At 62.1% G+C, this 24055-nt stretch carries 23 protein-coding genes; 12 read left to right on the top strand and 11 right to left on the bottom strand.

The features are described from left to right. Nucleotides 1-8: 8 nt before the first annotated feature. From KGB29_RS20280 to KGB29_RS20265, 4 genes are all read left to right on the top strand, one after another. Nucleotides 9-677, top strand: a complete 669-nt coding sequence (locus tag KGB29_RS20280; RefSeq protein WP_090456368.1) for an ABC transporter ATP-binding protein — start codon at nucleotides 9-11, stop codon at nucleotides 675-677. Between the two features lies 1 nt (nucleotide 678). Then, complete coding sequence (locus KGB29_RS20275; protein WP_223616478.1) at nucleotides 679-3150, top strand: ABC transporter permease; 2472 nt, start codon at nucleotides 679-681, stop codon at nucleotides 3148-3150. Beyond that, the gene (locus tag KGB29_RS20270) at nucleotides 3140-4213 is read left to right on the top strand and encodes a lipocalin-like domain-containing protein (protein WP_150815134.1); all 1074 of its coding nucleotides are present in this window, start codon (nucleotides 3140-3142) and stop codon (nucleotides 4211-4213) included. Before KGB29_RS20275 ends, KGB29_RS20270 begins: the two co-directional genes overlap by 11 nt. Before the next feature lie 132 nt (nucleotides 4214-4345). Next, nucleotides 4346-4924, top strand: a complete 579-nt coding sequence (locus KGB29_RS20265) for a hypothetical protein (RefSeq protein WP_218544064.1) — start codon at nucleotides 4346-4348, stop codon at nucleotides 4922-4924. A 361-nt stretch (nucleotides 4925-5285) separates the two neighbouring features. Here KGB29_RS20265 and KGB29_RS20260 read toward each other — a convergent pair whose 3' ends face one another. From KGB29_RS20260 to KGB29_RS20250, 3 genes are all read right to left on the bottom strand, one after another. Further along, complete coding sequence (locus KGB29_RS20260) at nucleotides 5286-6680, bottom strand: VOC family protein (RefSeq protein ID WP_150815136.1); 1395 nt, start codon at nucleotides 6678-6680, stop codon at nucleotides 5286-5288. 374 nt (nucleotides 6681-7054) lie between these two features. Next, on the bottom strand, nucleotides 7055-8011 hold the full coding sequence (locus tag KGB29_RS20255; RefSeq protein ID WP_090456361.1) for an alpha/beta fold hydrolase: 957 nt from the start codon (nucleotides 8009-8011) through the stop codon (nucleotides 7055-7057). Between the two features lie 22 nt (nucleotides 8012-8033). After that, nucleotides 8034-9488, bottom strand: coding sequence for a flavin-containing monooxygenase (locus KGB29_RS20250; RefSeq protein WP_150815137.1), 1455 nt, complete (start codon nucleotides 9486-9488; stop codon nucleotides 8034-8036). Between the two features lie 198 nt (nucleotides 9489-9686). Here KGB29_RS20250 and KGB29_RS20245 point away from each other — a divergent pair, with 198 nt between their 5' ends. After that, nucleotides 9687-10760, top strand: a complete 1074-nt coding sequence (locus tag KGB29_RS20245) for a diguanylate cyclase (RefSeq protein ID WP_150815138.1) — start codon at nucleotides 9687-9689, stop codon at nucleotides 10758-10760. A 551-nt stretch (nucleotides 10761-11311) separates the two neighbouring features. Here KGB29_RS20245 and KGB29_RS20240 read toward each other — a convergent pair. The 8 genes from KGB29_RS20240 to KGB29_RS20205 form a co-directional block, all read right to left on the bottom strand. Further along, on the bottom strand, nucleotides 11312-11983 hold the full coding sequence (locus KGB29_RS20240) for a class I SAM-dependent methyltransferase (RefSeq protein ID WP_150815139.1): 672 nt from the start codon (nucleotides 11981-11983) through the stop codon (nucleotides 11312-11314). 111 nt (nucleotides 11984-12094) lie between these two features. After that, a complete protein-coding gene (locus tag KGB29_RS20235; protein WP_057715420.1) occupies nucleotides 12095-12313 on the bottom strand; it encodes a DUF4287 domain-containing protein in 219 nt (72 codons plus the stop codon). A gap of 120 nt (nucleotides 12314-12433) precedes the next feature. Next, the gene (locus KGB29_RS20230; protein ID WP_150815140.1) at nucleotides 12434-12955 is read right to left on the bottom strand and encodes a cytochrome C; all 522 of its coding nucleotides are present in this window, start codon (nucleotides 12953-12955) and stop codon (nucleotides 12434-12436) included. A 224-nt stretch (nucleotides 12956-13179) separates the two neighbouring features. Next, nucleotides 13180-13701 carry a methylamine dehydrogenase light chain gene (locus KGB29_RS20225; protein WP_150815355.1) on the bottom strand — a complete coding sequence of 174 codons (522 nt, stop codon included), beginning with the start codon at nucleotides 13699-13701 and terminating at the stop codon, nucleotides 13180-13182. An 18-nt stretch (nucleotides 13702-13719) separates the two neighbouring features. Further along, on the bottom strand, nucleotides 13720-14346 hold the full coding sequence (gene mauD, locus KGB29_RS20220) for a methylamine dehydrogenase accessory protein MauD (protein ID WP_150815354.1): 627 nt from the start codon (nucleotides 14344-14346) through the stop codon (nucleotides 13720-13722). 5 nt (nucleotides 14347-14351) lie between these two features. Next, a complete protein-coding gene (locus tag KGB29_RS20215; RefSeq protein WP_150815353.1) occupies nucleotides 14352-14891 on the bottom strand; it encodes a MauE/DoxX family redox-associated membrane protein in 540 nt (179 codons plus the stop codon). Nucleotides 14892-14902: 11 nt separating this feature from the next. After that, nucleotides 14903-16051: an amine dehydrogenase large subunit gene (locus tag KGB29_RS20210; RefSeq protein ID WP_057715416.1), complete on the bottom strand. Its 1149-nt coding sequence runs from the start codon at nucleotides 16049-16051 to the stop codon at nucleotides 14903-14905. Between the two features lie 363 nt (nucleotides 16052-16414). Continuing rightward, the gene (locus KGB29_RS20205; RefSeq protein ID WP_218544065.1) at nucleotides 16415-17896 is read right to left on the bottom strand and encodes a sensor histidine kinase; all 1482 of its coding nucleotides are present in this window, start codon (nucleotides 17894-17896) and stop codon (nucleotides 16415-16417) included. Nucleotides 17897-18235: 339 nt separating this feature from the next. Between KGB29_RS20205 and KGB29_RS20195 the strand changes: the two genes are divergently transcribed. The 7 genes from KGB29_RS20195 to KGB29_RS20165 are packed head-to-tail and all read left to right on the top strand — an operon-like array spanning nucleotide 18236 to nucleotide 23952. Beyond that, complete coding sequence (locus tag KGB29_RS20195) at nucleotides 18236-19399, top strand: acyl-CoA dehydrogenase family protein (protein ID WP_102672312.1); 1164 nt, start codon at nucleotides 18236-18238, stop codon at nucleotides 19397-19399. 31 nt (nucleotides 19400-19430) lie between these two features. Continuing rightward, nucleotides 19431-19802, top strand: coding sequence for a hypothetical protein (locus KGB29_RS20190; RefSeq protein ID WP_150815056.1), 372 nt, complete (start codon nucleotides 19431-19433; stop codon nucleotides 19800-19802). A 3-nt stretch (nucleotides 19803-19805) separates the two neighbouring features. Next, nucleotides 19806-20276: a nuclear transport factor 2 family protein gene (locus KGB29_RS20185; protein ID WP_150815057.1), complete on the top strand. Its 471-nt coding sequence runs from the start codon at nucleotides 19806-19808 to the stop codon at nucleotides 20274-20276. Next, the gene (locus KGB29_RS20180; RefSeq protein WP_150815058.1) at nucleotides 20273-21397 is read left to right on the top strand and encodes an amidase; all 1125 of its coding nucleotides are present in this window, start codon (nucleotides 20273-20275) and stop codon (nucleotides 21395-21397) included. Before KGB29_RS20185 ends, KGB29_RS20180 begins: the two co-directional genes overlap by 4 nt. A gap of 23 nt (nucleotides 21398-21420) precedes the next feature. Then, nucleotides 21421-22704, top strand: a complete 1284-nt coding sequence (locus KGB29_RS20175) for an aromatic ring-hydroxylating oxygenase subunit alpha (RefSeq protein WP_150815059.1) — start codon at nucleotides 21421-21423, stop codon at nucleotides 22702-22704. Then, nucleotides 22701-23201, top strand: a complete 501-nt coding sequence (locus KGB29_RS20170; protein WP_150815060.1) for an aromatic-ring-hydroxylating dioxygenase subunit beta — start codon at nucleotides 22701-22703, stop codon at nucleotides 23199-23201. Before KGB29_RS20175 ends, KGB29_RS20170 begins: the two co-directional genes overlap by 4 nt. A gap of 10 nt (nucleotides 23202-23211) precedes the next feature. Continuing rightward, on the top strand, nucleotides 23212-23952 hold the full coding sequence (locus KGB29_RS20165) for an SDR family NAD(P)-dependent oxidoreductase (protein ID WP_057715408.1): 741 nt from the start codon (nucleotides 23212-23214) through the stop codon (nucleotides 23950-23952). Nucleotides 23953-24055: the final 103 nt, after the last annotated feature.

Here is a 24055-nt window from a genome sequence, read left to right as displayed (position 1 = left end):
GTTGACCCATGCTTGAAGTCCATGGTGTTTTCAAAAGCTACGCCACACCGCAGGGGCCGCTGCCGGTGCTGCAAGGCGTCGACCTGACGCTAAGGCCCGGCAGCAGCCTGGCGCTGATGGGCGAGTCGGGCAGTGGCAAAAGCACCTTGCTGCACCTGATCGCCGGGCTGGACAAGGTCGATCGCGGCAGCATCCGCAGTGGCGCGCATCGCCTGGAACAGATGAATGAAGGGCAACTGGCAAACTGGCGCCGTACGGAAATCGGCCTGGTGTTCCAGCAGTTCAACCTGATCGGCAGCCTGCGGGTCGAAGACAACCTGGCGATTCAGGCGCGGCTGGCGGGGCGTCATGACCCACGCTGGCAGGCGCACCTGGTGCGACGCCTGGGCCTGGGCGAGCTGCTGCGGCGCTATCCCGAGCAACTGTCCGGCGGCCAGCAGCAACGGGTCGCGCTGGGCCGGGCGCTGGCGTCGCGTCCGCCATTGTTGCTGGCCGACGAGCCCACCGGCAGCCTCGATGAAACCACCGGTGCGGAGGTGTTGCAGTTGCTGCTGGAATTGCTCGACGACAGCCCCACCAGCCTGTTGATGGTCACCCACAGTCCCGGCGTTGCGGCACGGCTGGCGGAAAAAGCCCTGCTGTGCGGCGGACGCCTGGCCGCTGCGGGCGAGCGCTGACATGCGTATCTTTGGCGAAACCCTGCGCGCACTGCTCAGCCACTGGCGGCAGCATCCGGTGCAGTTTTTCAGTGTGCTGACCGGGTTGTGGCTGGCCACCAGTCTGTTGACCGGCGTCCAGGCACTCAACAGCCAGGCCCGCGACAGCTATGCCCGCGCCAGTCAATTGATCGGCGGCGAACCTCAGGCCAGCCTCGGTGCGCCCGGTGGCGGCACGTTCCCCCAGCAATGGTTTATCGATCTGCGGCGCGCGGGGTGGCCGGTGTCACCGCTGCTGCAAGGCCGGGTCACGCTCAAGGGGCACGAAGAGCAGCGCTTGCAGTTGATGGGCATCGAGCCGGTGTCGCTGCCGGCGGGCGCAGCGGTGGCCGGGCAGGCCTTGGCGATTGAACAGGTGGTCGGCTTTTTCAGTCCGCCGGGCAGCACCTGGATATCGTCGCAGACCTTGCAGGCACTGGGTTTGCGCGAGGGTGACCGGCCACTGAACCTGGCGGGCGTGGCCCTGCCGCCGCTGCATGTGCAGGCCGATATGGCGCCCGGCGTGCTGCTGGTGGACATCGGTTTTGCCCAGCAGATTCTGGAGTTGCCGCAGCAACTGTCGCGGCTGCTGTTACCGAAGGATTTCACCGCGCCGTTGCCGGAGCCGTTCAAGGGCCAGTTGCAACTCAAGCGCGCCGGCGAAGAAAACAACCTGAGGCGCCTGACCGAAAGCTTTCACCTGAACCTCGATGCCCTGGGGGTGCTGTCGTTCGTGGTCGGCCTGTTTATCGTGCACGCCGCCATCGGGCTGGCGCTGGAGCAACGGCGAAGCTTGCTCCGAACCCTGCGCGCCTGCGGTGTGAGTGCACGGATGCTGATGGCCTGTCTCGCCGTCGAATTGGGTGGATTGGCCCTGATCGGCGGTGTGGCCGGGGTGATCAGCGGCTACCTGCTGGCCGGCGTGCTGTTACCCGATGTCGCCGCCAGCCTGCGTGGCTTGTATGGCGCCGAAGTGGCGGGGCAGTTGAGCCTTGGTCTGTCGTGGTGGTTCAGTGGTATCGGCCTGAGTCTGATCGGCGCGTTGCTGGCCGGGGCCAACAGCCTGCTGCGGGCGGCGCGTCTGCCATTGCTGGCGCTGGCTGATCCGCAGGCCTGGCATCAAGCCCATGCGCGCTGGTTGCGACGCCAGGGTTGGGTGGCGGCCATGGCCGGGATGATCGCGTTGCTGGCGTTGATCTTCGGCGACAGCCTGATCAGTGGCTTCGTGTTGATGGCCGCGCTGTTGATCGGTGCCGCGCTGGCCTTGCCGGTGGTGCTCAGCGCGCTGCTCAGTCTCGTTTCGCAGCGCAGTCGCTCGGTGCTCGGCCAGTGGTTTGTTGCCGATTGCCGCCAGCAACTGCCGGCGTTGAGCCTGGCCTTGATGGCGCTGCTGTTGGCCATGGCGGCGAACATCGGTGCCGGCAGCATGACCGCAGGGTTTCGCCAGACCTTCAGCAACTGGCTCGAACAACGGCTGACGGCCGAGCTTTACCTCAATCCGCAAAGCCCGGCCCAGGCCAGGGAACTGAACAGCTGGCTCAACCAGCAGCCGCAACTGGCGGCCGTGCTGCCCAACTGGCAGGTTTCGATTCAATTGCAGGGCTGGCCGACGGACCTGTCCGGGATCATCGACCATCCGACTTACCGCCAGCACTGGCCACTGCTCGAAGCCTTGGGCGACAACCCTTGGGAGCGACTGGCCAAGGACGATGCGGTGATGCTCAGCGAACAACTGGCCCGGCGCCTGCGAGTGCAACTGGGCGATCACCTGACGCTGTCGACGCCCACCGGCCCGTGGTCGCCACGGATCGTCGGGATCTACGCCGACTATGGCAATCCCAAGGGCCACATTCTGGTGAACATCCGCCACCTGTTGCGCGGTTGGCCGCAACTGACTCCGAACCGCTTCAACCTGCGCATCGAACCGGCGTCGATCCCGGTGTTCGTCACGGCATTGCAGGCGCGATTTGCCCTGGACGACAGCCGCATCGTCGATCAGGCGCGGCTCAAGGGCTGGTCCACGCAAGTCTTCGAGCGCACCTTCGCTGCCACCGCCGCACTCAACAGCCTGACGCTGTGCGTGGCGGGGGTGGCGCTGTTCATCAGCCTGTTGACCCAAAGCCAGAGCCGTCTCGGGCAACTGGCGCCATTGTGGGCGTTGGGCGTGACGCGTCGGCATTTGATGTTGCTCAACCTCGGGCAAACCTGGCTGCTGGCGATATTGACCCTGGTGCTGGCGTTGCCGTTGGGCATCGCCCTGGCGTGGTGCCTGGACGCGGTGATCAACGTGCAGGCCTTTGGCTGGCGACTGCCGTTGCGAGTGTTTCCATTGCAACTGTTGCAATTGATGGGGCTGGCGCTGGTGGCGACGTTACTGGCCTCGGCCTGGCCGTTGTACCGTTTGTACCGCACGCAACCGGCGGACCTGCTGCGGACGTTTGCCCATGAAGATTAAAGTCGGCGTGTTGCTCCTGGCGCTGCTGGCGAGCGGTTGCGATCAACCGGCACCGGTGGAAAAGGGCTTTGCCGGGTTGGGCAACCAGGCCGCTGCGTTCACCCCGGTGGTGCCCGGTCGGGTGTTCAGCTTCCCGGCGGATCACGGCCCGCACGAGGGCTTTCGCATCGAATGGTGGTATGTCACGGCCAACCTGAAGGACGATCAGGGGCATGAGTTTGGCGCGCAATGGACCTTGTTCCGCAGTGCCTTGAAAGCCACCCCCGAGGTGCTGGGCTGGCAGAATCAGACGATCTGGCTCGGCCACGCGGCGGTGACATCGGCGACGGCGCATCACGCGGCCGAACGTTATGCCCGTGGCGGCGTCGGTCAAGCCGGTGTCAGCGTCGCGCCGTTCAACGCCTGGATCGACGACTGGCAATTGAGTAGCCAGGCGACTGCCGACGACCCGTTGGCCGACCTGCAGCTCAGTGCCAGCGACCGGCGTTTCAGCTACCGGCTGCGATTGACTTCGACAGGTCCGCTGGTGCTTCAGGGGGACCGGGGCTTCAGCCAGAAATCCGAACAGGGTCAGGCCTCTTATTACTACAGCCAGCCGTTTTTCCAGGCCAGCGGCACCCTGGACATCGACGGCAAGACCTTTCAGGTCAGTGGCCCGGCCTGGCTCGACCGGGAATGGAGCAGCCAGCCCCTGACGAGCAACCAGACCGGTTGGGACTGGTTCTCCCTGCATCTGGACAGCGGCGAGCAGGTGATGCTGTATCGCATGCGGCAAAAGGACGGTGAGCCTTACCTCACCGGCACCTGGATCGACGCCCGGGGTCAGACACAATTGCTGCACGCCCGCGACATCAGCCTCACGCCGCAAGACCCCGCCCGGGTTGCCGGGCGTGAGATGCCCATTCGCTGGTCGATCAAAATCCCTGCCAGACACCTCGATATAACCATTGCCGCGCTCAATCCCCAGTCCTGGATGGACTTGCTCATTCCGTACTGGGAAGGCCCGGTGCGCCTCAGCGGCAGCCATGCAGGGCAGGGCTATCTGGAAATGACCGGGTACTAGGCGCTCGTGTCAGGAAAATCACCGCTGCGGCGCGACCACTCGCTGAACAGCGTCTATGCTCACTCGCACACATGGCGTTGAGCCCGGTTTCAACGCCGTCTGTTGCCATCTATCACAGGGAATGTTCTGCCTATGAAACGCCACGCACTGAGCAAAGCCATCACCCTCGCAACCTTGCTGTCTGTCGCCAGTTTTGGCGCGGTTGCCGCCGAACTCCCGTTGTCCGAAGTTGTGGTGGTTGACCAGGTCACCACCAAAGTCGTTTCGGTAGATACCGCGAACCATTCCGTGGTCCTTAAAGGCCCGCAGGGTAATGAGTTCCCTGTGCAGTTGACCGACAAGGCGAAAAACCTCGACAACCTCAAGGTTGGCGATACGGTGGAAATCAGGGTTACCAGCGCCGTTGCAGCCTTCCTCGACACCGATGTCGACAAAGGCCTGCCCGGCACCGCCGAAGCCACCGGCGAAATGCGCACAGCGCCAGGTAGCCCCAACCCCGGCGGCGAAGCTTACCGTCAGGTGAAAGTGCAGCTGAAAATCACCAGCATTGACCTGAAGAAAAACCAGGTGACCTTCGAAAACCCGGAAGGCAAGTCCAAGACCGTCGACGTCAAACGACCTGAAGTCCAGGCCAAACTCAAGGACTTGAAAGTCGGACAAAGCGTCAACGTGGTTTATACCGACATATTGACGGTGACCAGCAAGCACTAATATTGAGTATTGGCGTTATACGGGCCGATTGTTTTTGTGCAAATTTTGTATAGGAATAATCAGCTCGTAATGGTCGAGCTGGTGAGTTTTAGACGCCGTGTTTCATAGTATTTAAATCGACATTTTGTTAAACATTATGTCGATAAATTTCATTTTTGCGTACGGACATATTAATCCGCTTCTACTAAAATACGTTCCGTTCGCCCAGTGTCAGGGCTCTTTACCAGTGCATGGATTGCCGAGGCCATTGCACTGGGCGAACACTTTATTTGCTGTATAGAACGTTTCGGATATAAAAAAACGGGCGACCTGTAGGTCGCCCGTTTTTATTGAGTTGTGACAAATCATTCAATCATGTTTTTTATTGACTTGACGCAACATCGGCCAACTCGGCGAAACACTGTTCGATCGAACGCCGCTGGCTCTCGGCGTACAGTTCCAGCTCATCGATCGTCGAACGCCCCAGGGCCTGTTCGAACGCTTGCTGGTTGGCATGGGCGCCGTAACGGGTTTGCGCCGCGTCCCCCAGGTTTGACTGAAAAATCCCCGCCGCGCTGACGGGCAGGAAGTCTTCGTACACCAGGGGTTCTACCCGCAGGTAACCGTCGCTGAGCAGGTCTTCCAGGGGCGCGTTTTTCAGGTCGCCCGCCGCCAGGCCCTTTTCCGTCACGAAGTAGCGGAAGTAAGCCAGGCCCTGTTGGCGCATGCCTTCCCAGGTGTCAGGGAACTCGCTGAAATGCTGCTCCATCAGGGCGTTATAGCGCGCAGCGTTGGCTTCGTTGGGGAAGTCCTTGAGTTCGTCTCGCGCGGCATTGAGCAAACGGTCGTAGAGTGCGCGGCCTTTGGGCGTGAGGGCGGCACCGCGTTGTTCGATCTCACCGAACCGGGCACTGTGGCTGCCGCGAGCCTCGCTTTGATCGGTGAAGGCAATCGGCTCGTCCAGGGCCTTGAAGCTGGTCTGGCGCAGCAGGATCGGGCACTGGCGGCGAGGCGGGCCTTCGATCACCGCCTTGGGGGTGATGCCATGGGCCGGCATCTGCGCCTGGACGATGTCGATGTCCAGGGTCCGTGGTGTCAGGTGGTTGATGTGCGGGCCCTTGAACGCCACCACGTCGGCGATCAGACGATGCTGGGCGCTGAGCTGTTGATACTGTTCGGCGGTGACGGTGGCGCTGTGGTGCCAGCGAAACGTTTCCAGCGCCTGCTCGACGAAGTCCAGGGCTTGCTGCTCGGTCAGGCCACCCCGGGATTCGGCGCGCTCGATAAGCGTGAGGGCCGTGGGGGTGAAGATCGAACGCTGGTCGAGCATCGACTGGGCGAACGCTCGCAGCTCCAGGTCTTCGATCAATTCCAGGCGCAACAGCGACGTGAACACCCGGAACGGGCTGACCTGCAACGACGCTTCATGCACCGCGCGAAACGCCGTGGAATGCACCGGCACGCCGGCCGGTGTCAGGTCGTAGTAACCCACCGGTTGCATGCCCATCACCGCGAACAGGCGGGCGAGGGTCGCCAGTTCATCGGCCGTACCAACGCGAATCGCCCCATGACGTTCCAGGTCCAGGCGTTCGATTTCGCCGGTACTGGTGAGCTGCCGCAGGATTTTCGCATCGTTGTCCAGCACGTGACGGTTAGTCTGTTCCACCAGTTCCATCAACGCGCCGTACAACGGCACTTCCTCGCGGTACATGTCGGACATCGCTTTGGAGAAGCGTTGGCGGATCAGGTCAGGGCTGACGAAGTTCGGGTGGTTCATGAACAGGATTCCTGGCGCGGTGACGTAAAGGATGGACGAAAGATCGCAGCCTTCAGCGACGCCGACAAACGAAGTTTCTGACGAACTTCATTCTGCTAAGGACTGCTAGGGGGCGTTCTCAATTAGTTTCCCTACCGCGCCGGGTCTGCTGTTGTGCAGGGCAAGGCGCGAGAAGCGCAGTTTGGTCATTCCAAATCAGCTTCGAGCAACACAGCCCTGCACAACAGCAGACCCGGCCCTTCGGGTTGTGCCTTAAAGCTGGCCATGCTGCGTTGCAGGCCTTGGAAAGGGAACAACCATTCCCCGCGGCCTACGCCTTGCCTGGCCAGCTTTAAGGCGACAACGCGGTGGGGAAACTAATTGAGAACGCCCCCCTAATGCAGTCGTTGATCCTGTGGGCTCTCCGAGCGCAGCGATGCCAAAAACTCGCGATACAGGCGCGCCGAACCGTATGGCGCTTCCACCATGGGCATGTGCCCGATGGCGTCCCAGATATGCACGCGCAGGTCGGCGATGCCCTTGCTCCAGACCGCCACGCTGCTGACGTCGATCAGCCGGTCCTTGCGCCCCCACAGCAACAACGCCGGGGCGGTGATGTCGGGCAGGTGCGGTTCCATCGGCGGGCTGGCACGGAATTCGCGGAAGATTTCCTCCAGTTCTTCGCGGGACTGTTCATAGCGCTGGGCGACGGCATCGAGCACCAGCTTCGGTACCCAGGGTGGCGAAGCCATGGTCATGGCGTAGAAACGCCGGAATTCTTCGCGCGAATGAATCAGAAACGGGTTGTGGCCCTTGGCCAAATGCCGCTCAAGGTCACTGGGCTCGGGGGCGGTGACCCCGGCCGGGTCGACCAGGGCCACGGACACAATGCGTTCCGGGTAAGTGGCCGCGAGCCACGCCGCCATGTAGCCGCCCATGGAGTTACCGATGACATGGACTTTCTCCACCCCGCAAACGTCCAGCAGCTGGATCATGCGTTTGGCCTGCAGCGGGATGTCGTAGCCGCCGCCCGCCTTGAAGCCGGTTTCGCCATGGCCGGCGATGTCCGGGATGATCACCCGATGGCTGCCGACAAAGTGCCGGGCGAAACGCAGCCAGAGGTTTTTGTCGGCGCTGAAGCCATGGAGCATCAGCACACTGCTGGTGGCTTCGTACGGCCCGCCTTGCCAGGTCGAGACGGTCATTTCGGGGATGGGCACGACGATCTTGTGCAGCCGGTACAACTTGGCCTCGGCCGCCATGCTCAAGTCATAGAGCCAGTAGCCGATGGCCGGGTAGGTCAGCCAGCTCCAGGCAACGAACACTGCGAGAACGACGAACAACAAAAGCATCACGCGTCTCCCTTCTATCTGCTCAGGACAAAATGTGATCGGCGGGTTTCAGCGCTCGGGTCAAGCGATGAAAGCTGAAGCTGAATCCCGGAAACATGGCAATCACATGACCGCTCTTGCTTTGATACCAACTGTGGCAACCACCGGATTTCCACACGGTGCGTTCCATTTCCCGGTGGATCATTTCAGTGTAGGTACGTTCCGCCTCATGGCGAACTTCGATGCTGCGTAAACCTTGAGTCTTCAAGGTGCGAATGCAATCGAGGATGTAATTCATCTGGGATTCGATGATGAACAGCGCCGAGGTGTGGCCGATCCCGGTGTTCGGTCCGGTAACGATGAACAGGTTGGGAAAGTCGGGCAGGGCGGTGCCGAGGTAGGCCCGTGGGTACTGCGCCCAGACCTCCTTGAGACGGGTGCCTTTTTTGCCCGTTACCGGGTAGGAAATCACCCCGTCGGTGGCATCGTAGCCAGTGGACCAGACGATCAGGTCCAGGTCGATGTGCTGGCCGTCCAGTGTAACGATACCGGTCTCGTCGATGGACGCGATGCCTTGCTCGCGGCTGTGCAGCGTCACGTTGTCGCGCACCAGTGCCGGGTACAGCGTGCTTGACAGAATCACCCGTTTGCAGCCGATGGTGTAGTCCGGCGTCAGTTGGCGCCGCAGTTCGGCATCCGGCACCTGGCGTTTGAGAAAACGCAGAGCCTGGCGCTGGACCATGTGCACCGCCGGTTTCGAATACTTGAAGGCAATCACCCGGGTTTCGAATTGCCAGTAGATCCCCCAGCGCAGCAGCTTGTAGGCCGGCTTGAACCCCAGCAGCCAGCGCTGGAAACGGCCAAAGCTGCGGTCAGCCCGGGGCAGGACCCAGTGGGGCGTGCGCTGGAATACATGCAAGTGCCCGACGTCCGGGGCGATGGCCGGAATGACCTGGGCCGCACTGGCGCCGCTGCCGACGATGGCCACGCGTTTTTGCCGGTAGTCGTAGTGATGATCCCAGTTGTTGGTGTGAAACGCTTTACCTTGAAAACGCTCCTGTCCGTCGAAGCGCGGAACAACCGGTTGACTCAGTGGCCCGGTCGCGTTGATCAGGAACTGCGCGCAAAACGTGCCTTTGCCGGCGGTGTACACCGTCCAGCGTTTGTGGGTGTCGTCCCATTCGACGCGCTCGACATTGGCGCCCAGTTCCACTTTGTCCCGCAGGCCGAAGTGCTCCACCACGTGGCGGGTGTAACGGTGCAGTTCGGCCTGTTCGGCGAACATTTGCGTCCAGCGATACGGAGCAAAAGACAGGGAGTACAGCGGCGAGGGCACGTCGACTGCCGCGCCGGGGTAGGTGTTCTGGCACCAGGTGCCGCCGAAGAAATCACGCCGCTCCAGCAGGCGAAAATCGTCGATGTCGGCCTTGAGCAAATTGATTGCTGCACATTGGCCGCCAAACCCGCTGCCGATGATCAATACTTGAAAGGTCTGCATGGGCCTCCTCTTATGGTCATTGATCAACCCCTTCCTTCATGTATAGCTGTTTATGGGGTGAGGCTTTTGCTTTTATGTGAGCCTGATGTCGCGATTTTCAGCCCGTTAGTCGGTGATGGCTATTTAATGTCGCCCTGATAGACTCCAGCGCATAGGCACAGGCTGTAATCGCATTCCGTGGAGTGGCAAAGAGGTCCTATGGCAAAAGCGGGAGGAAAGGGATCTTCATTGGCCAGGAGGCTCTATACGTCGCGGATCCTGGGGTTGGCCCTGGGGCTGGTGTGCGTGAGCGCGGCAATGTATCCACTCGATCCTGCACCTTGGGTCTGGGGCTTCATGTGGTTCAATGGCCTGGTCTGGCCGCACCTTGCTTACCAATGGGCGCGGCGGGCCAAGACGCCCTATCATGCCGAACACCGCAATCTGCTGATCGATGCCTTTCTCGGCGGCTTCTGGATTGCTGCGATGCAATTCAATCCACTGCCCAGCGCGACCACCATTTCCATGATGGCCATGAACAACGTGGCCATAGGCGGCTCGCGTTTTCTGCTGGCCGGGACAGCCGCGCAAATCCTGGGCGTGGGCGTTGGCCTGCTGATTTTCGCCCCGGCGTTCATTCCTGCCACCAGCGCGGTGCAGCTCTATGCCTGTTTGCCGTTGCTGTGCCTGTATCCGCTGGCGCTGGGCTGGATCTGCTTCCGCCAGGCCCATACTCTGGGCTGTCAGAAGCGTGAACTGCTGGCACTGAGCCGCACCGACAGCCTGACAGGCCTGCTGAACCATGGCACCTGGAAGGACCAACTGGAGATCGAGTTCCAGCGTTGCAACAGCCAGCAAAAAGGCGGAGCGATCGCCCTGATCGACATCGACCATTTCAAAGCCATCAACGACACCTACGGCCATGTTGCCGGCGACATCGTCTTGCGTCAGTTGAGCAAAATGCTCAAGCAGAACCTGCGAACGACCGATGTGGCAGGGCGCTACGGCGGCGACGAGTTCTGCGTGATCCTTCCGGACCTGCCCCTGAACCGCGCCGCCGCCATCATGGATGCCCTGCGCGCTCGCTTCGCCATCTTGGGCTACGAGCAGAACCCGGCGCTGAAAGTCAGCCTGAGCATTGGCCTGGCGTCATTCAACCCGGCCCATGCCGACGCGATGCTTTGGCTCAATGATGCCGATCATGCGTTGTACGAAGCCAAGACCACCGGGCGTAATCGGGTGATCTGCTGCGGTAACGGGAAACCCCATCGCGAACTGCTCGACTCGGTGTGACCCTTCACCGCAAAACCTGTGGGAGCGAGCCTGCTCGCGATGGCGGCGTGTCAGGCGGCAGGGATTTGGCTGTGATGGCCTCATCGCGAGCAAGCTCGCTCCCACAGGGATTCCGGGTGAATACAAGATTTGTGCTCAACAGAAATCCACTGTGGGAGCGAGCTTGCTCGCGATGGCTGCGTGTCAGGCGGCAGGGATTTGGCTGTGACGGCCTCATCGCGAGCAAGCTCGCTCCCACGGGGATTCCGGGTGAATACAAGATTTGTGCTCAACAGAAATCCACTGTGGGAGCGGGCTTGCTCGCGATGGCGGCGTGTCAGGCGGCAGGGATGCTGGCTGTGATGGCCTCATCGCGAGCAAGCTCGCTCCCACAGGGATTCCGGGTGAATACAAGATTTGTGCTCAACAGAAATCTACTGTGGGAGCGGGCTTGCTCGCGATGGCGGAATGTCAGGCGAAATCGATGTTGAATGTGCCGGCCTCTTCGCGGGCAAGCCCTCTCCCACAGGGATGTTCGGCGGGGTAGGAACCGTGTGCGATATTAAAGCCACTCAGCGCCGTGGCTCGGCCACCAACAGCAATGACTGCGGCACGGGGCTTTGCGGGTGCTGTGGCTCCTGCAGGCCGGCCAATGCAAAGCCGGCCATGTCCAGTGCATTCAGCCAACTGGACAGGGTGCGGAAATACCATGGCATGGGCTGCCACTGCCCCTTGAAGCCAGAGAAGGTCTCTTCCCGCCAGCCATCCTGGTAGTCGCCCGCCGCAGCCGCCCACGGGTGCAGTGTCTGGATCAGCAGCGCGCCACCCGGGGCGAGCAGGGTGTTCATGGCAGCGAGCAGGGGGATGATGTCCTGATGCAGCAGGGCGAAGTTGGCGCAGATCAGGTTGTAGTCGCGGCCGATGTCGACTTTCGCTTCAGCCAGTTGTTCATAGCTCGCCAAATGCACCCGCGCAGTGCCCGCCGTCCGCGCCGCCTCCACCAGCGTCGCATCGCCATCCACACCGACCGCATCGATGGCCCGGTCTGCCAGCGCACGCAACAACCAGCCTTCACCGCAACCCAGGTCGAGCACACGCTCGGGCTGGCGACCCAGCACCGCCAGCAGGATGGCCTGGTCGGTGACCTTGAGGCGGCTTTCGATGGTGCCGCTGCGAATGGCGTCGATCCAGGCCCGGGCGTTGTGGTGCCAGCTGTCGAGGAGGATGGATTCGGGGGCTGACATGGTCGATGTCCGGCGTGATGGGTTGGATGAAAGAATAGGGCAACAGAAGACTTACGGTGGAGCCGGTTTTACCCGGCACCACCGATAGCACAGCAAAGGATGGACCCGTCGCTAGGCGCTTTTGGTGGCTGCCAGATGATAGGCAACCAGCGCATTGGCGTGACCATGACCCATTCCGTGTTCGGTTTTGAGCCAGGCCACCATCTCCATGTGTTTCTTGTCGCTTACAGACTTGAGCAGGTCCAGCCAATGGCTGATCGGCTGCCCGTACTTTTTTTCAATGGATGGGAAGTACGAAGCCGGTCCTTTGGTTTTTGTCTCTTCGGTCACGATGCAAACTCCCTTTTCGATTTTCCAGGTTCGAAAACAGCACCGGTTACGTTACTTACTTGCCGTCAACGCGTCCATCGTCCGGGCGGTTGATGTTGAAGCGGGGCGGGGCAAATGTTCTCAGTAATTCATCCCGTCATCGATCGCGAGGCCTTGGGCACGCATGGCCTTGATCAACTCACCACGGGTGCCGGGCAGGTTGAGCATGGTCTTGGCGCGCAATGTCATGACTTCTTCGGCGGTGTAAGGCTGATAATCGGCCGGCATGCTGCTACCCGCCATGCCGTCTTCGCGCAACAGCCAGTTGAGCAAGTCCGCCAGTTGTGCGTTGTTCAGCGCTGACTGCGACATGCCCGGCACTCGCACGAGGAATTCGCGGCCACCGGGCACTTTCAGGAAGTTACCGACGAAACCTTTCATCCGTGGCGTGTCGTTGGCGGCCGAACCCGTGCCGTCGCCCAGGTGGCAACCGGCGCATTGCAGCTGGTAGTTCACGCCGACGCTGTAACCGGCCTGGGCAATCGGGGTTTGAACGTCTTCGTTGCCCGGCGCATGGCTCTGCGCCGGGTCGGGAATGGCCCGGGCGAAAGCGAGCGGGGCGCTCAGGGCGCAGACGAGACCGAGCAATATCAAACTACGCATGTAATCCAACTCCGCTGATGACCGGTTTGGCACCTGTTGTAGGAGCGAGCTTGCTCGCGAAGGACGTCAACGATAACGCGGGCTATCTGGTTTAACGCGTCGCCCTTGAGTTCTTCGCGAGCAAGCTCGCTCCTACAGGTACACACTCAAAGCAGTAAAAAAAAGAAAAGCAGCCACAGAAAAAAAGCGCCGATTGCGCGAGCAACCGGCGCAAAGCGCGTTCTTTAAACGGCGACGCCGCGGATGACCGAAACGGTGCAGTGGTAGATGTGCGATTTGGCGGCCAGGCACCAGTTCACATCGTTGTTGTTGAACGGGCGGTAGGCCGGTTCTTCACTGTCGTTACGGGTACAGGCGCACTGGGCGCAGCTTTGCTTACCGCAGCAGTCGTTGTACGAAATGATGTAGTCCTTGCCGTCGGCCGGGTTGCGGCAGGTGCCGATCCAGGTCACTTGCGAGGCTTCGGTGCCCGGTGGGCAGGACGTCACCGACCCACCGCAGCAGCTGCACAGAAAGCCGTCGATGGAGCAGTAGCGCCAGTAGTCGCAGGTATTCGGATCGCCCGGGTCGCCGGCCTGCGCAGGCTCCGCGGCCAGGGCCTTGCTGGTGCGGTCCAGCGGCAGCAACAGTGGCAGGGCGGCACCGGCCACCATTAGCGAACCCATGCGTGCCAGCAGCTTGCGGCGCGAAGTGGTGTCGGCGACACGGCGGGACGAACGCTCAAACAACAGATCCAGCAGTTTCATAAAGGTCTCCCTGCCTTATCAGTGGCTATGGCCGTGGCTGTGGTCGTGATCGTGGGTGTGCGGTTGGGCATTGAGGTATTGCTGCAACGTGGCGTGCTTCAAATGCTCGACTTCGAACAGGCTGTCCAGGTGCTCGCGGGAGTTGACCAGGCCTTTGGCGCGCAGGGTGCCGGCCTTGTCGATCAGCGCGGCGTACGGCAGCTTGCCGATCTGGTAGGTCATGCCCACTTCCGGGCCGACCACATAGGTGGCGTCTTCGAGTTTGTGTTCGCGGATCAGCGCTTGTTGGGCGTCCATGTCGCCATCGCTGACGAACACCACGTCAAGACGATCGGCCTGCTCCTTGGCGATGGATTTGATCGCCGGCAGCAGCGACTTGCAGATCGGGCAGGTCGGCGAGAGGAAGAACAGCAGTTGCGATTTCTCGCCGGCGTAACCGAAGTTCACCGGGCGACCGTGACGGTCGCTGGCGGTGACTTGCGGCGCGGGCTCGTTGACCGCCACCCCTTTGTCGACCATCAGCGCGCCAGCCGGGGCCAGGCGACCGTGCAATACGCCAATCTGCCGCACCAGGCCCATGACGACAAACGCCACAGCCACCAGCAGCACCCAGAGCAGAACGTTGGAAACAATCAAGCCTTCCATTTCGATTACCTACCAATCAATTTGAGCAGAAGAGGGGAGTTCGCCAGCAGCCCATCGGCGGCGGCGTAGATGAGCAGCGCAACCGCGGCGGCAGCCAGGGTCACGAACCCATCGAACAGGTTGAGGTCGCGGGTAACCGGCGCCACGCTGGCCGCCAGCGCCAGCGCTATCAGTGCGCTGTTACGTGCCAGCAGCACCGGACGCAGCGGCTGTGCCTGGTCGGGACCGGCGCAACCGCAGTCGATGTCCGCGCGACCGCGCCACAGGTTGATGCCGATGGCGGCGGCGTACAGGGCCAACAGGCTGGCGGCGCTCAACGCGGCGTAACCACGGCTGACCGGTACCAGCAGGGCAAAGGCAATGGCCAGTTCCAACAGCGGCACCCACCGTGCCGTCGGGCGCACCAGCGCCTCGGGCAGCAGTTGATAGTCCGCCAGTTGCCGGGCGAAGCGGGCCGGCGCGCGCAACTTGTGGGTCGCGGCGCTGGCCAGCAACACCGCGATGGCGATGGCGCTGGCAATGATGAAGATCGGATCTGTGTGCATGGCCGAACCTCTTAGTAGCTCAGGACCTGAGTCGCGGTTTTGGCGACTTTCGGCATGCTGCCGGTGAGCTTGTTGGTCTTCAGATCGAAAATCTGCAAACCGCCTTCCACGTCGGTGCCGAGCAACAACGGCTTGTCGTCGCCGGTTGCCTGCATGCTCCACACCGGAACCGGGGCTTCCAGAGTCGCCACCTTCTTGTGGGTCTTGAGGTCAAACGCCCAGATCAGCGGGCTCGGGTCTTCCCACTTCATCGGTTCGTGGGCGTCGTGCATCAGCACGTACAGGCGGTCCAGCTTCGGCGCCACGGCCATCATCTGCCAGCCACCCGGCGCCCAGCCGGCCTTCTTGTCTTCGTCGGAAACCAGCGACCAGGAAGGCAGGACCTTCGGCGCATCACCGGCGAAATCCACCGGGCGCACGGTGCCGGTCGTGGTGGTGAAGTAGTAGGTGTCGCCGACGTTGACGGCGCGCTCTACCAGTTTTTCCGCGTTCGGATCAAAGAACGGCGTGCGGCTGCGCGCGGTTTCCTGGCCCTGATCGTTGAGGGTCACCACTTGCAGGCTGCCGTCGCCGCACAGCGAGGCGAAGCGGCGGTTACCGACCGGGTAGTTGAGCACGCAACCGGGGATGGCGATTTCCGTGGCAACCGCCTTGGTCTGGGTATCGACCACGGTCACCGAAGTCGACGGGGTGAAGTTGTAGACGTAGACGAACTTGTCGTCGCCGCTCGGCTTGAGCGCATAACGCTGGGTCAGCGATTCGGCGCGCTTGTTCGGAATCAGCACTTCCCAGGCCGGAGACAGGGTCGAGCTGTCCCAGGCGGTGAGCACGTCGGTGCGGGTGCCACGGGTGCCCCGGGAATACCAGATGTCCGCGCTGTAGATGGTTTTTTTGTCGTGACTGAGGGTCGACGGCGCGGCAAAACCGGTCGGTACCATGCCGAGGATGCGCTTCTGGTCCGGGTCGACCACAGTCACGCGGCCAGCCACAAAGCTGTCGAACTCGACGTCGATGACAAACGCGCGGTGAGCTTCGGGTGGAAACGCCAGAACGGTCTGCCCAATCGTACCGGCGGGCAGGTCCGCGTGGGCACTGTTCAAACCGAGTACAAGCAGGCTCAGGCCTAGCGCTGACTGTACGGAGATCCTGTTTGTTCGCATAAGGGGAACTTCCTGAATTGTTGGTAACGCGGATCGCGGGTGCTTTGGCAGATTTTTACCCTTTGATTCTGCCGTGCCCCGAGATCGGGAGAATTGCCCTGCCTGCCAAGTGTTTGTGTGTCTGTGCCAGTGTCATGAAACTGGCTGCACAATCTGATAAGGCGGGGGTTTGACTGGCGTCAGAGGTGGGAAGGGCGAAGCTGCATTTGTGGCGAGGGGGCTTGCCCCCGTTGGGTCGCGAAGCGGCCCCAGCATTTGCCAGTCACACCGTGCCAGCAGGTTTTGCGGCTGCTGTGCAACCGAACGGGGGCAAGCCCCCTCGCCACAGGATTTGTGTATGTCAGACCACAGTAGTGGTGCAGGTCAGGCGGGATTGGCGAGGGGAAGGGAGAAGGTAAACACCGCGCCGCACGGCTCCAGGTTTTGCGCCCAGATATCGCCACGGTGGCGGCCGATGATGTTCTTGCACAGCGCCAGGCCGATGCCATTGCCACTGACCTTGGACGAGAAAAAGCCGTCGAACAGCTTCTCCTGCGCCTGGGCCTGGATGCCGCGACCGCAGTCTTCGATGCGCACCAGGGCCACATCGTTCTCGCGACTGGCGTGGATACGCAACAGGCGTCGTTCAGTCGGCAGGTCGGCCATTTCTTCAATGGCGTTGAAGGCCAGGTTGAGGATCACCTGGCCGATCAGCACCTTCTCGCAACTCACCCGCAGCGGTTCCGGCGCGGTGACTACTTCCACGCGCACCAGGCTCGGATCGGCCCGCAGGCTGATGAAGTAGCGGGTTTCGCGCAGCAGCTCATTAAGGTCGACCAGCTCTTCAGTCTGCTCCAGCTTGACCACGTAATCGCGCACGCTCTTGATGATCACCGAGGCATGCTCGATTTGCCGCACGGCGCTCTGCAAGCCCCAGGCGACGCCTTGATCGGTTTCCCCCGCGTTGCCCAGGCGAATCACTGCGCCTTCAATAAAGTTGCGGGTCGCCGCCAATGGCTGGCTCAGCTCGTGGGCGATGGCCACGGCCATTTCGCCCATGGCGTTGTAGCGCGCCAGGTACTCGAGCTTCTGCTCGCTGACTCGCCGCGCCTCTTCGGCCTGCACCTGCTCGGTCACGTCGCGGAACAGCAGCAGATGGCCGACCAGATCGTCCTCGATCTCGATGTAGCGGCAGGTTGCGTCATGCCAGCGCCATTCGCCGTCCCGGCGCTGCACCTTGTAGTGCACGTTGAACGGCGTGTGCTCCGGCGTTTCATGGGCGAACTGTTGCAACAAGCGCTGACGCGAAGCGTCGTCGCACCAGGCCAGGAAGTTCTCGCCCATCAGCTGGTGCACTTCGCTGTCGAGCAGGTGCGCGCCGGAGTCGCTGATAAAACCTATATCGCCCTCGGGGCCGAGCACCGCCACACCTTCGGCCAGGTCCTGCATGAAGGCCTTGAGCCGGCTCTCGAAACGCTTGAGGTCGCGCTTGACCTTGTCCTCTTTGGAAATGTCACGGAACTGCACCATCAACACATCGCGACCGTCCAGGTGCACCAGGGTCGCCACCGCCTCGGAAAGAATCTCCACCCCTTGCTTGGAGCGATAGCACCACTCGATGGTCCGTTGCCCGGTGCGCGCGGCCCGCTCAAGCCAGCGCAAACCTATGGAGCGCCGGTATTTCGGCGCATCGCGGGTCATGTCGGAGGCCTTCAGCGGCGTCAGTTCTTCCAGGGTAAAGCCCAACGCCGCCAGGGCAGCGGCGTTGGCCCAGAGAATTTCCTTGGTGTGCGCGTCATGAAGAATGATGCACAGCGGCATGGCTTCGATCAGCGCATAAAAGTCGTTCGGTTTTGGCTGGTACATCGCACGGCCCCTGGCGGCAGAGATTTGCAGTATGGCGTTTTATACCTGCTCGCACAGCGGGATGCGCTCAGAGGTTACCGGTGTGGGTCTAGGGGTTTTCTTTAGCGAGGGGGCTGCACGCACCAATAGTGGCGGCCGGATGCGGTTTTTACACTGGACCGCAATGCAAGGGTGACCGCACCGATTCCCTGTAGGAGCGAGCCTGCTCGCGATGAACCTGAGAGCGCCACGGGGTGCCAGGTTTCCAGCATCATCGTTGACGACCATCGCGAGCAGGCTCGCTCCTACAACGGGGCATGCGTGTCACCCCACTAACAATAAACAAAACGGAGAATGCCCATGCTGCGTTCAGCGGTTGCGCAACAAGACGCATCGATCGGCGTTGACGAGAATGTCGTCGACAGCCAGGCCTTTGCGCAGGTACTGGATGAAGTGCGCCGGCGCCGCGAAGAATTCGACACTGGCTCCCACGTGCCACGGGACATGATCGAGCGCTTCAAACAAGTGGGCATCTACCGTGCCGCCACGCCGAAATGCTTCGGTGGCGACGCCCTGGCACCGCACCTGTTCCTGCAAATGATCGAACGCATCTCCGAAGCCGACGGTTCGGCGGGATGGGTGGCCAGCTTCGGCAGCGCCGGTGTCTACCTGGCAGCCTTGCCGCGGGAAACCCTCGCTGAACTCTACGCCGAAAGCCCTGACCTGGTGTTCGCTGGCGGCCTGTTCCCCTTGCAACCGGCCGAGGCCGTAGAAGGCGGCTATCAGGTCAACGGCACCTGGAAATTCGCCAGCGGCTGCAAAGGCGCGGACCTGCTTGGTGTCGGCATCGGCGCCGCTGGCGGCAAGCCGCGCACCGCTGTGTTCCGCCCGGAGCAGGTAGACATCGTCGAGAACTGGGAAGTGGTCGGCCTCAAAGGCACCGGCAGCCATGACCTGCGGGTGACCGATAAACGCGTTGACGAGCGCTGGACGTTCATCCGCGGCGGTGCCTCGACCATCGACGAGCCGCTGTTCCGCTATCCATCGATCGCCTACGCCGCGCAAGTGCTGGCAGTGGTCAACCTCGGACTGGCCCGTGCCGCGCTGGACGAAATCAGCCGCATGGCGGGTGGTAGCGGCATCACCGGCGCGCCGAAATTGTCCGACCGCGCTTACGTGCGCATCGAGATCGCCAAGGCTGAAGCCAAGCTCAGCGCCGCGCGCGGTTTCTTCTACAACGCCACCGAGCAGGTGTGGAACTCGATCCTGGCCGGCAACCCGGTCACGCCGGAGCAGACCAGCCTGTTGCGCCTGTCGGCCATTCATGTGTCCCAGGCCGGTGCCGAGGTGGTGCAGAGCGCCTACAGCCTGGCCGGCACCACCGCCATTTACCTGCGCCATCCGCTGCAACGCTATCTGCGCGACTCGATGGTGGTGACCCAGCACGCCTTCCTCAGCGAAGGCCTGTACGACGGCGCCGGCTCGGTGTTCCTCGGCGTTCCGCCGTTCCCGGGCTACATCTGAATCCCCATTACTTTTTCAAGGAATCGCACCCATGTCGCAAACCGCCCAAGAGCCATTGCGCGTCGTCTTCTGCATCGGCATCACCCAGAACTTTTTCGACCTGCCCACCGGCGAAGGCCTGAGCGTGTGGAAAGGCTTCAGCCAGATGATGGGCGACCTCGGCGCGATGCCCGGCATCACCGTGCTCGGCGCGATGGACGATGACCGCTTGATGGTCGGTCCGTCGACCACCTCGCCCTGGACCGTGTACATCATGGCCGACGTCGACTGCCACCAGTCGGTGATCGACGCCTGCAACCTGTTCCGCACCACACCGGTTGGCCAATACAGCCTGTGGCGCTACGCCAAGATCGAAGCGCGCATCGGTCGTCCTCTGACCATTCCTGACGCGGCCAAGGTGTAAGCCATGAACGAGGCCTTGCTGCAGCGTCTGGCGACGCTCGAAGGGGAAAGCGCAGTGCGTCGCTTGATGGCGCGCTACATGGACCTGTGCGATGTGCCGCGGGCGGCGATTCATCTGTGCCAGTTGGCGCAGTTGTTCACCGAGGATGCGGTCTGGGAAGGCCTCGGCACCCAGACCGCGCAGACCTTCGGTCAACACCGTGGACGTGAGGCGGTGGCGGCGTTTGTCGGCGGTTATCTGCCGCCGTCCGACCACTTCAAGCTGAACCTGCATTACCTCACCAGCGAGTCGATCGTGGTCGACGGCAAGGCGGCGCAGGGGCAGTGGATCATGCAGCAGATCTCGACCTACGCCGATGGCCGCAATGAGTTGTTCGGCACGCGCCTGAACATCGATTTCCGTTGTGTCGACGGCGTCTGGCTGATCGCGCATTTCCGCACGCAACGCTTGTTCAATTCGGAGCTGAGCGCATGAGTACTTTCATCAGCGAATTCCTCCTCGGTGGCAACGGCAAGCGCGTCGCCATCAAGGACTCCATCGACATCGCCGGCCATCCGACCCGCTCAGGCAGCCGTGCGTTCGCCGATGCACCAGCGGCGACGCAAAACGCCGAGGTGGTCGATGCGATCCTCGATGCTGGCTGGCAGATCGTCGGCAAGACCAACCTGCATGAACTGGCGTTCGGCGTGACCGGCATCAACGACTGGACCGGCACTCCGATCAATCCGCAAGCGCCGGACCGTGTGCCTGGCGGCTCGTCCAGCGGTTCGGCTTCGGCGGTCGCGGCAGGCCTGGCGGACGTCGCCATCGGCACCGACACCGGTGGTTCGGTGCGGGTGCCGGCAGCGTGCTGCGGGATTGCCGGGCTCAAGCCGACTTATGGTCGCGTCAGCCGTGTCGGTGCGCATCCACTGGAATCGAGCCTCGATTGCGTCGGGCCGTTCGCCAAAAGCATGGACGACCTGATCGCCGCGATGCAGGTGATCTGCCCGGGCTTTACCGCTCAAGGGCTGCCAGGCGACGGCGCCAGGGTCGGCTTTCTCGAGGTGGCCTGTGATTCGCACCTGCAAGCCAGCCTGGGTGCAGCCGCCGACCGCGCCGGATGGCGTCGCAGCAACCTGCACCTGAGCGAATTCGAAGCAGCGTTTGCCGCCGGCCTGACCGTGATCAATTTCGAAAACTGGGCGGCGTTCGGCCACCTGACCGGCAAGGGCCTGATCGGCGCCGACGTGGAAACACGCTTGCTGGCGGCCAGCCGCACCACGCGCGAAGAACTGGCCCAGGCCGAATCCGTGCGCACGCGGTTCACCCAACAGGTGGATGCAGCGCTGGAAGACTTCGCCGTATTGCTGTTGCCGACACTGCCAACCTTGCCGCCAACCCTCAGCGAAGCCCGCGCCGGCAGCAAAGCCGTTGCCGGCATGACCCCGCTGGTGCGGCCTTTCAACCTCAGTGGTCACCCCGCGCTGACGGTGCCGGTGGAACTCGATTGCGGCGGGCTGAAAGTCGGCCTGCAAATCGTTGGCCGCAAAGGTCAGGACGAACTGGTCTGCGCCTTTGGTGCGCAGCTGCAAGCCTCTACCACTCAATCATAAAAAGAAGCCATGAGGAGAACCGCATGAGCACTCATGAATATCAGCTGATCGCAACGTCGAAAAGCCCCGAAGACCTGGTCCGGCACGACCGCGTCGACGTCTCGCTGTACAACGACCCGGCGCTGTTCGAAGCCGAGCTGGAAAAGATTTTCTACCGCACCTGGGTGTGGGTTGCCCACGAAAGCGAAGTGCGCAATAGCGGCGACTTCAAGACCGCCACCATCGGCCGCCGCCCGGTGATTGTGGTGCGCGACAAGAAGAACAACATCAACGTGCTGGAAAACCGTTGCCGGCACCGTGGCGCCACTGTGTGCGAGAAGCACAAGGGCAACGCCACCGGTTTCACCTGCCCGTATCACAGCTGGTCCTATGGCCTGGACGGCAAGCTGCGTGCGCTGCCGTATCCGGACGGCTACGAAGGCATTCTGGAAAAGTCAGAATTGCCACTGACCAGCCTGCGCGTCGAGAGCTACGCTGGCATGGTGTTCGCCAGCTACAACGACGAGATCGAACCGCTGGAAGACTTCCTCGGCGGCGCCAAACACTGGATGGACCTGTTCATGAAGCAGGGCGCCGGCTACCCGATCAAGACCCAGGGCGAACACAAGTTCAGCTTCAAGGGCAACTGGAAGATCCAGTTGGAAAACACCACCGACGGCTATCACTTCCCGATCGTGCACAAGTCGTTCATGTCGTCGGTGGATGAAGAAACTTCGGAAATGCTCTCGTTCATGACCGACGAACAAGCCGTGACCCACTCCCTGGGCAACGGCCACAGCGTGATGGTGATGGTGCCGGAGCACGTCGATCTCGATCACGACGACGGCACCGAACAGTTGCAGGAGCGCTTCGCCCATGTGACCGAAGAACTGTCGAAGACCCTGCCGGCCGATCAGGTCCGTCGTATCGTGCGCTCGCTGCACGGCGCCGGTTTCAACCTGAACCTGTTCCCCAACGTGGCGATGTCGATGTCGTTCTTCCGCGTGCTGCGCCCGGTGTCGGTCACCGAAACCGAGATCCGCCACGTGGCCCTCGGCATGGACGGCGGCCCGGAAATCGCCAACCGCGAACGCATGCGCATCCACGAACACTTCCAGGGCCCGTTCGGTTTCGGCAGCCCTGACGACGCCGAAGCCTGGGACCGCGTGCAGCGCGGCTCGTACGCGGGCGTCGATGCGCCAATCCTGGTCAACCGCGGCCTGAACCGCGAAATCACCGCTGAAAACGGCGACAAGGTCAGCCACGCCACCGACGAAGGCGGCATGCGCGGTGCCTACGACATGTGGAAAAGGATGATGAGCCAATGAGCAATCACGACACCCTGAACGGTTTTGCAGGTCCCTTGGCCCAGGCCATCGAGTTCATCTGGCGCGAAGCCGAACTGCTCGACCACAAGAACTACGCCGAATGGGCGACCCTGTGGAGCGCAAGCGGCAAGTACATCGTGCCGATCGACCCGGACACCGAAGATTTCGAAGCGACCCTCAACTACGCCTACGACGATGCGCGCATGCGTGACCTGCGCATCGAACGCCTGACCGCCGGCTACTCGCCGTCGGCGGTGGACGCGGCTAAAACCATCCGCACGATCTCGCGTTTCCGCCTGGTGGAAGCGGCCGGCGATATCGTCGAAGTCAATTCGGCGCAGCTGCTGTACGCCTACAAGCGCGGCGTGCACACGCCGTTCGTGGCCGACCTGAACCACCGTATCCGCTTCACCGACGGCGTGCCGACCCTGGAGCGAAAAGTGGTGCGCCTGATCAACTCCACCGACAGCCTGAGCGCGCTCGGCTTCCTTTTGTGAGGGCAACATCATGAGTCGAGTAGCCCTCGTAACGGGTGCCTCGCGCGGACTGGGCGAATGCATCGCCCGCCGTCTGCACGCAGCCGGTTATCGCGTCGGCCTGGCGGATGTGCGCCTCGATGGCGTGCAGCAACTGGCTTTGGAACTCGATGGCAGTGGCGCCAGCGCCGTGGCCATCGAGCTGGATGTGCGCAGCAAGGCCGACTTTCAACGTGCCCGCGATGTGCTCGCCGAGCGCTGGGGCGGCACCGACATTCTGGTGAACAACGCCGGTGTGTCGAAAGTCGCCGCACTGATGGACATCACACCAGAAGAATTCGACGAGTCGATGGCGATCAACCTGCGGGGCACCTTCGTGGCCTGCCAGGTGTTCGGCGCGCACTTCGCCGAGCGCGGCTTCGGTCGCATCGTCAACATTGCGTCCCTGGCCGGGCAGAACGGCGGCACCGCCACCGGTGCGCATTACGCGGCGGCCAAGGGTGGCGTGGCGACCCTGACCAAAGTCTTCGCCCGTGAACTGGCGCCCCAGGGCGTGACGGTCAACAGCATCTCGCCAGGTCCGCTGGACTTGCCGGTGGTACGCGAAACCGTGGCTCCGGAGCGTCTGGAACAGATCCTGAAAATGATCCCGGCCGGCACCCTCGGTGACCCAACGTTCATCGCCGACAGCGTGTTGCTGCTGATCGCCGAGAACGCCGCCTCGGTAACGGGTGCGTGCTGGGACATCAATGGCGGTTTGTTCATGCGCTGAGCAGCAGAAAAATGCCCCCCTGTAGGAGCGAGCCTGCTCGCGATGGTCGTCAACGATGACGCTGGAAACCTGACACCCCGTGTTGTTCTCAGGTTCATCGCGA

Source organism: Pseudomonas sp. BF-B-30, from assembly GCF_019956305.1.
Taxonomy (GTDB): domain Bacteria; phylum Pseudomonadota; class Gammaproteobacteria; order Pseudomonadales; family Pseudomonadaceae; genus Aquipseudomonas; species Aquipseudomonas jessenii.
This window is presented reverse-complemented; position numbering and strand designations above follow the sequence as displayed.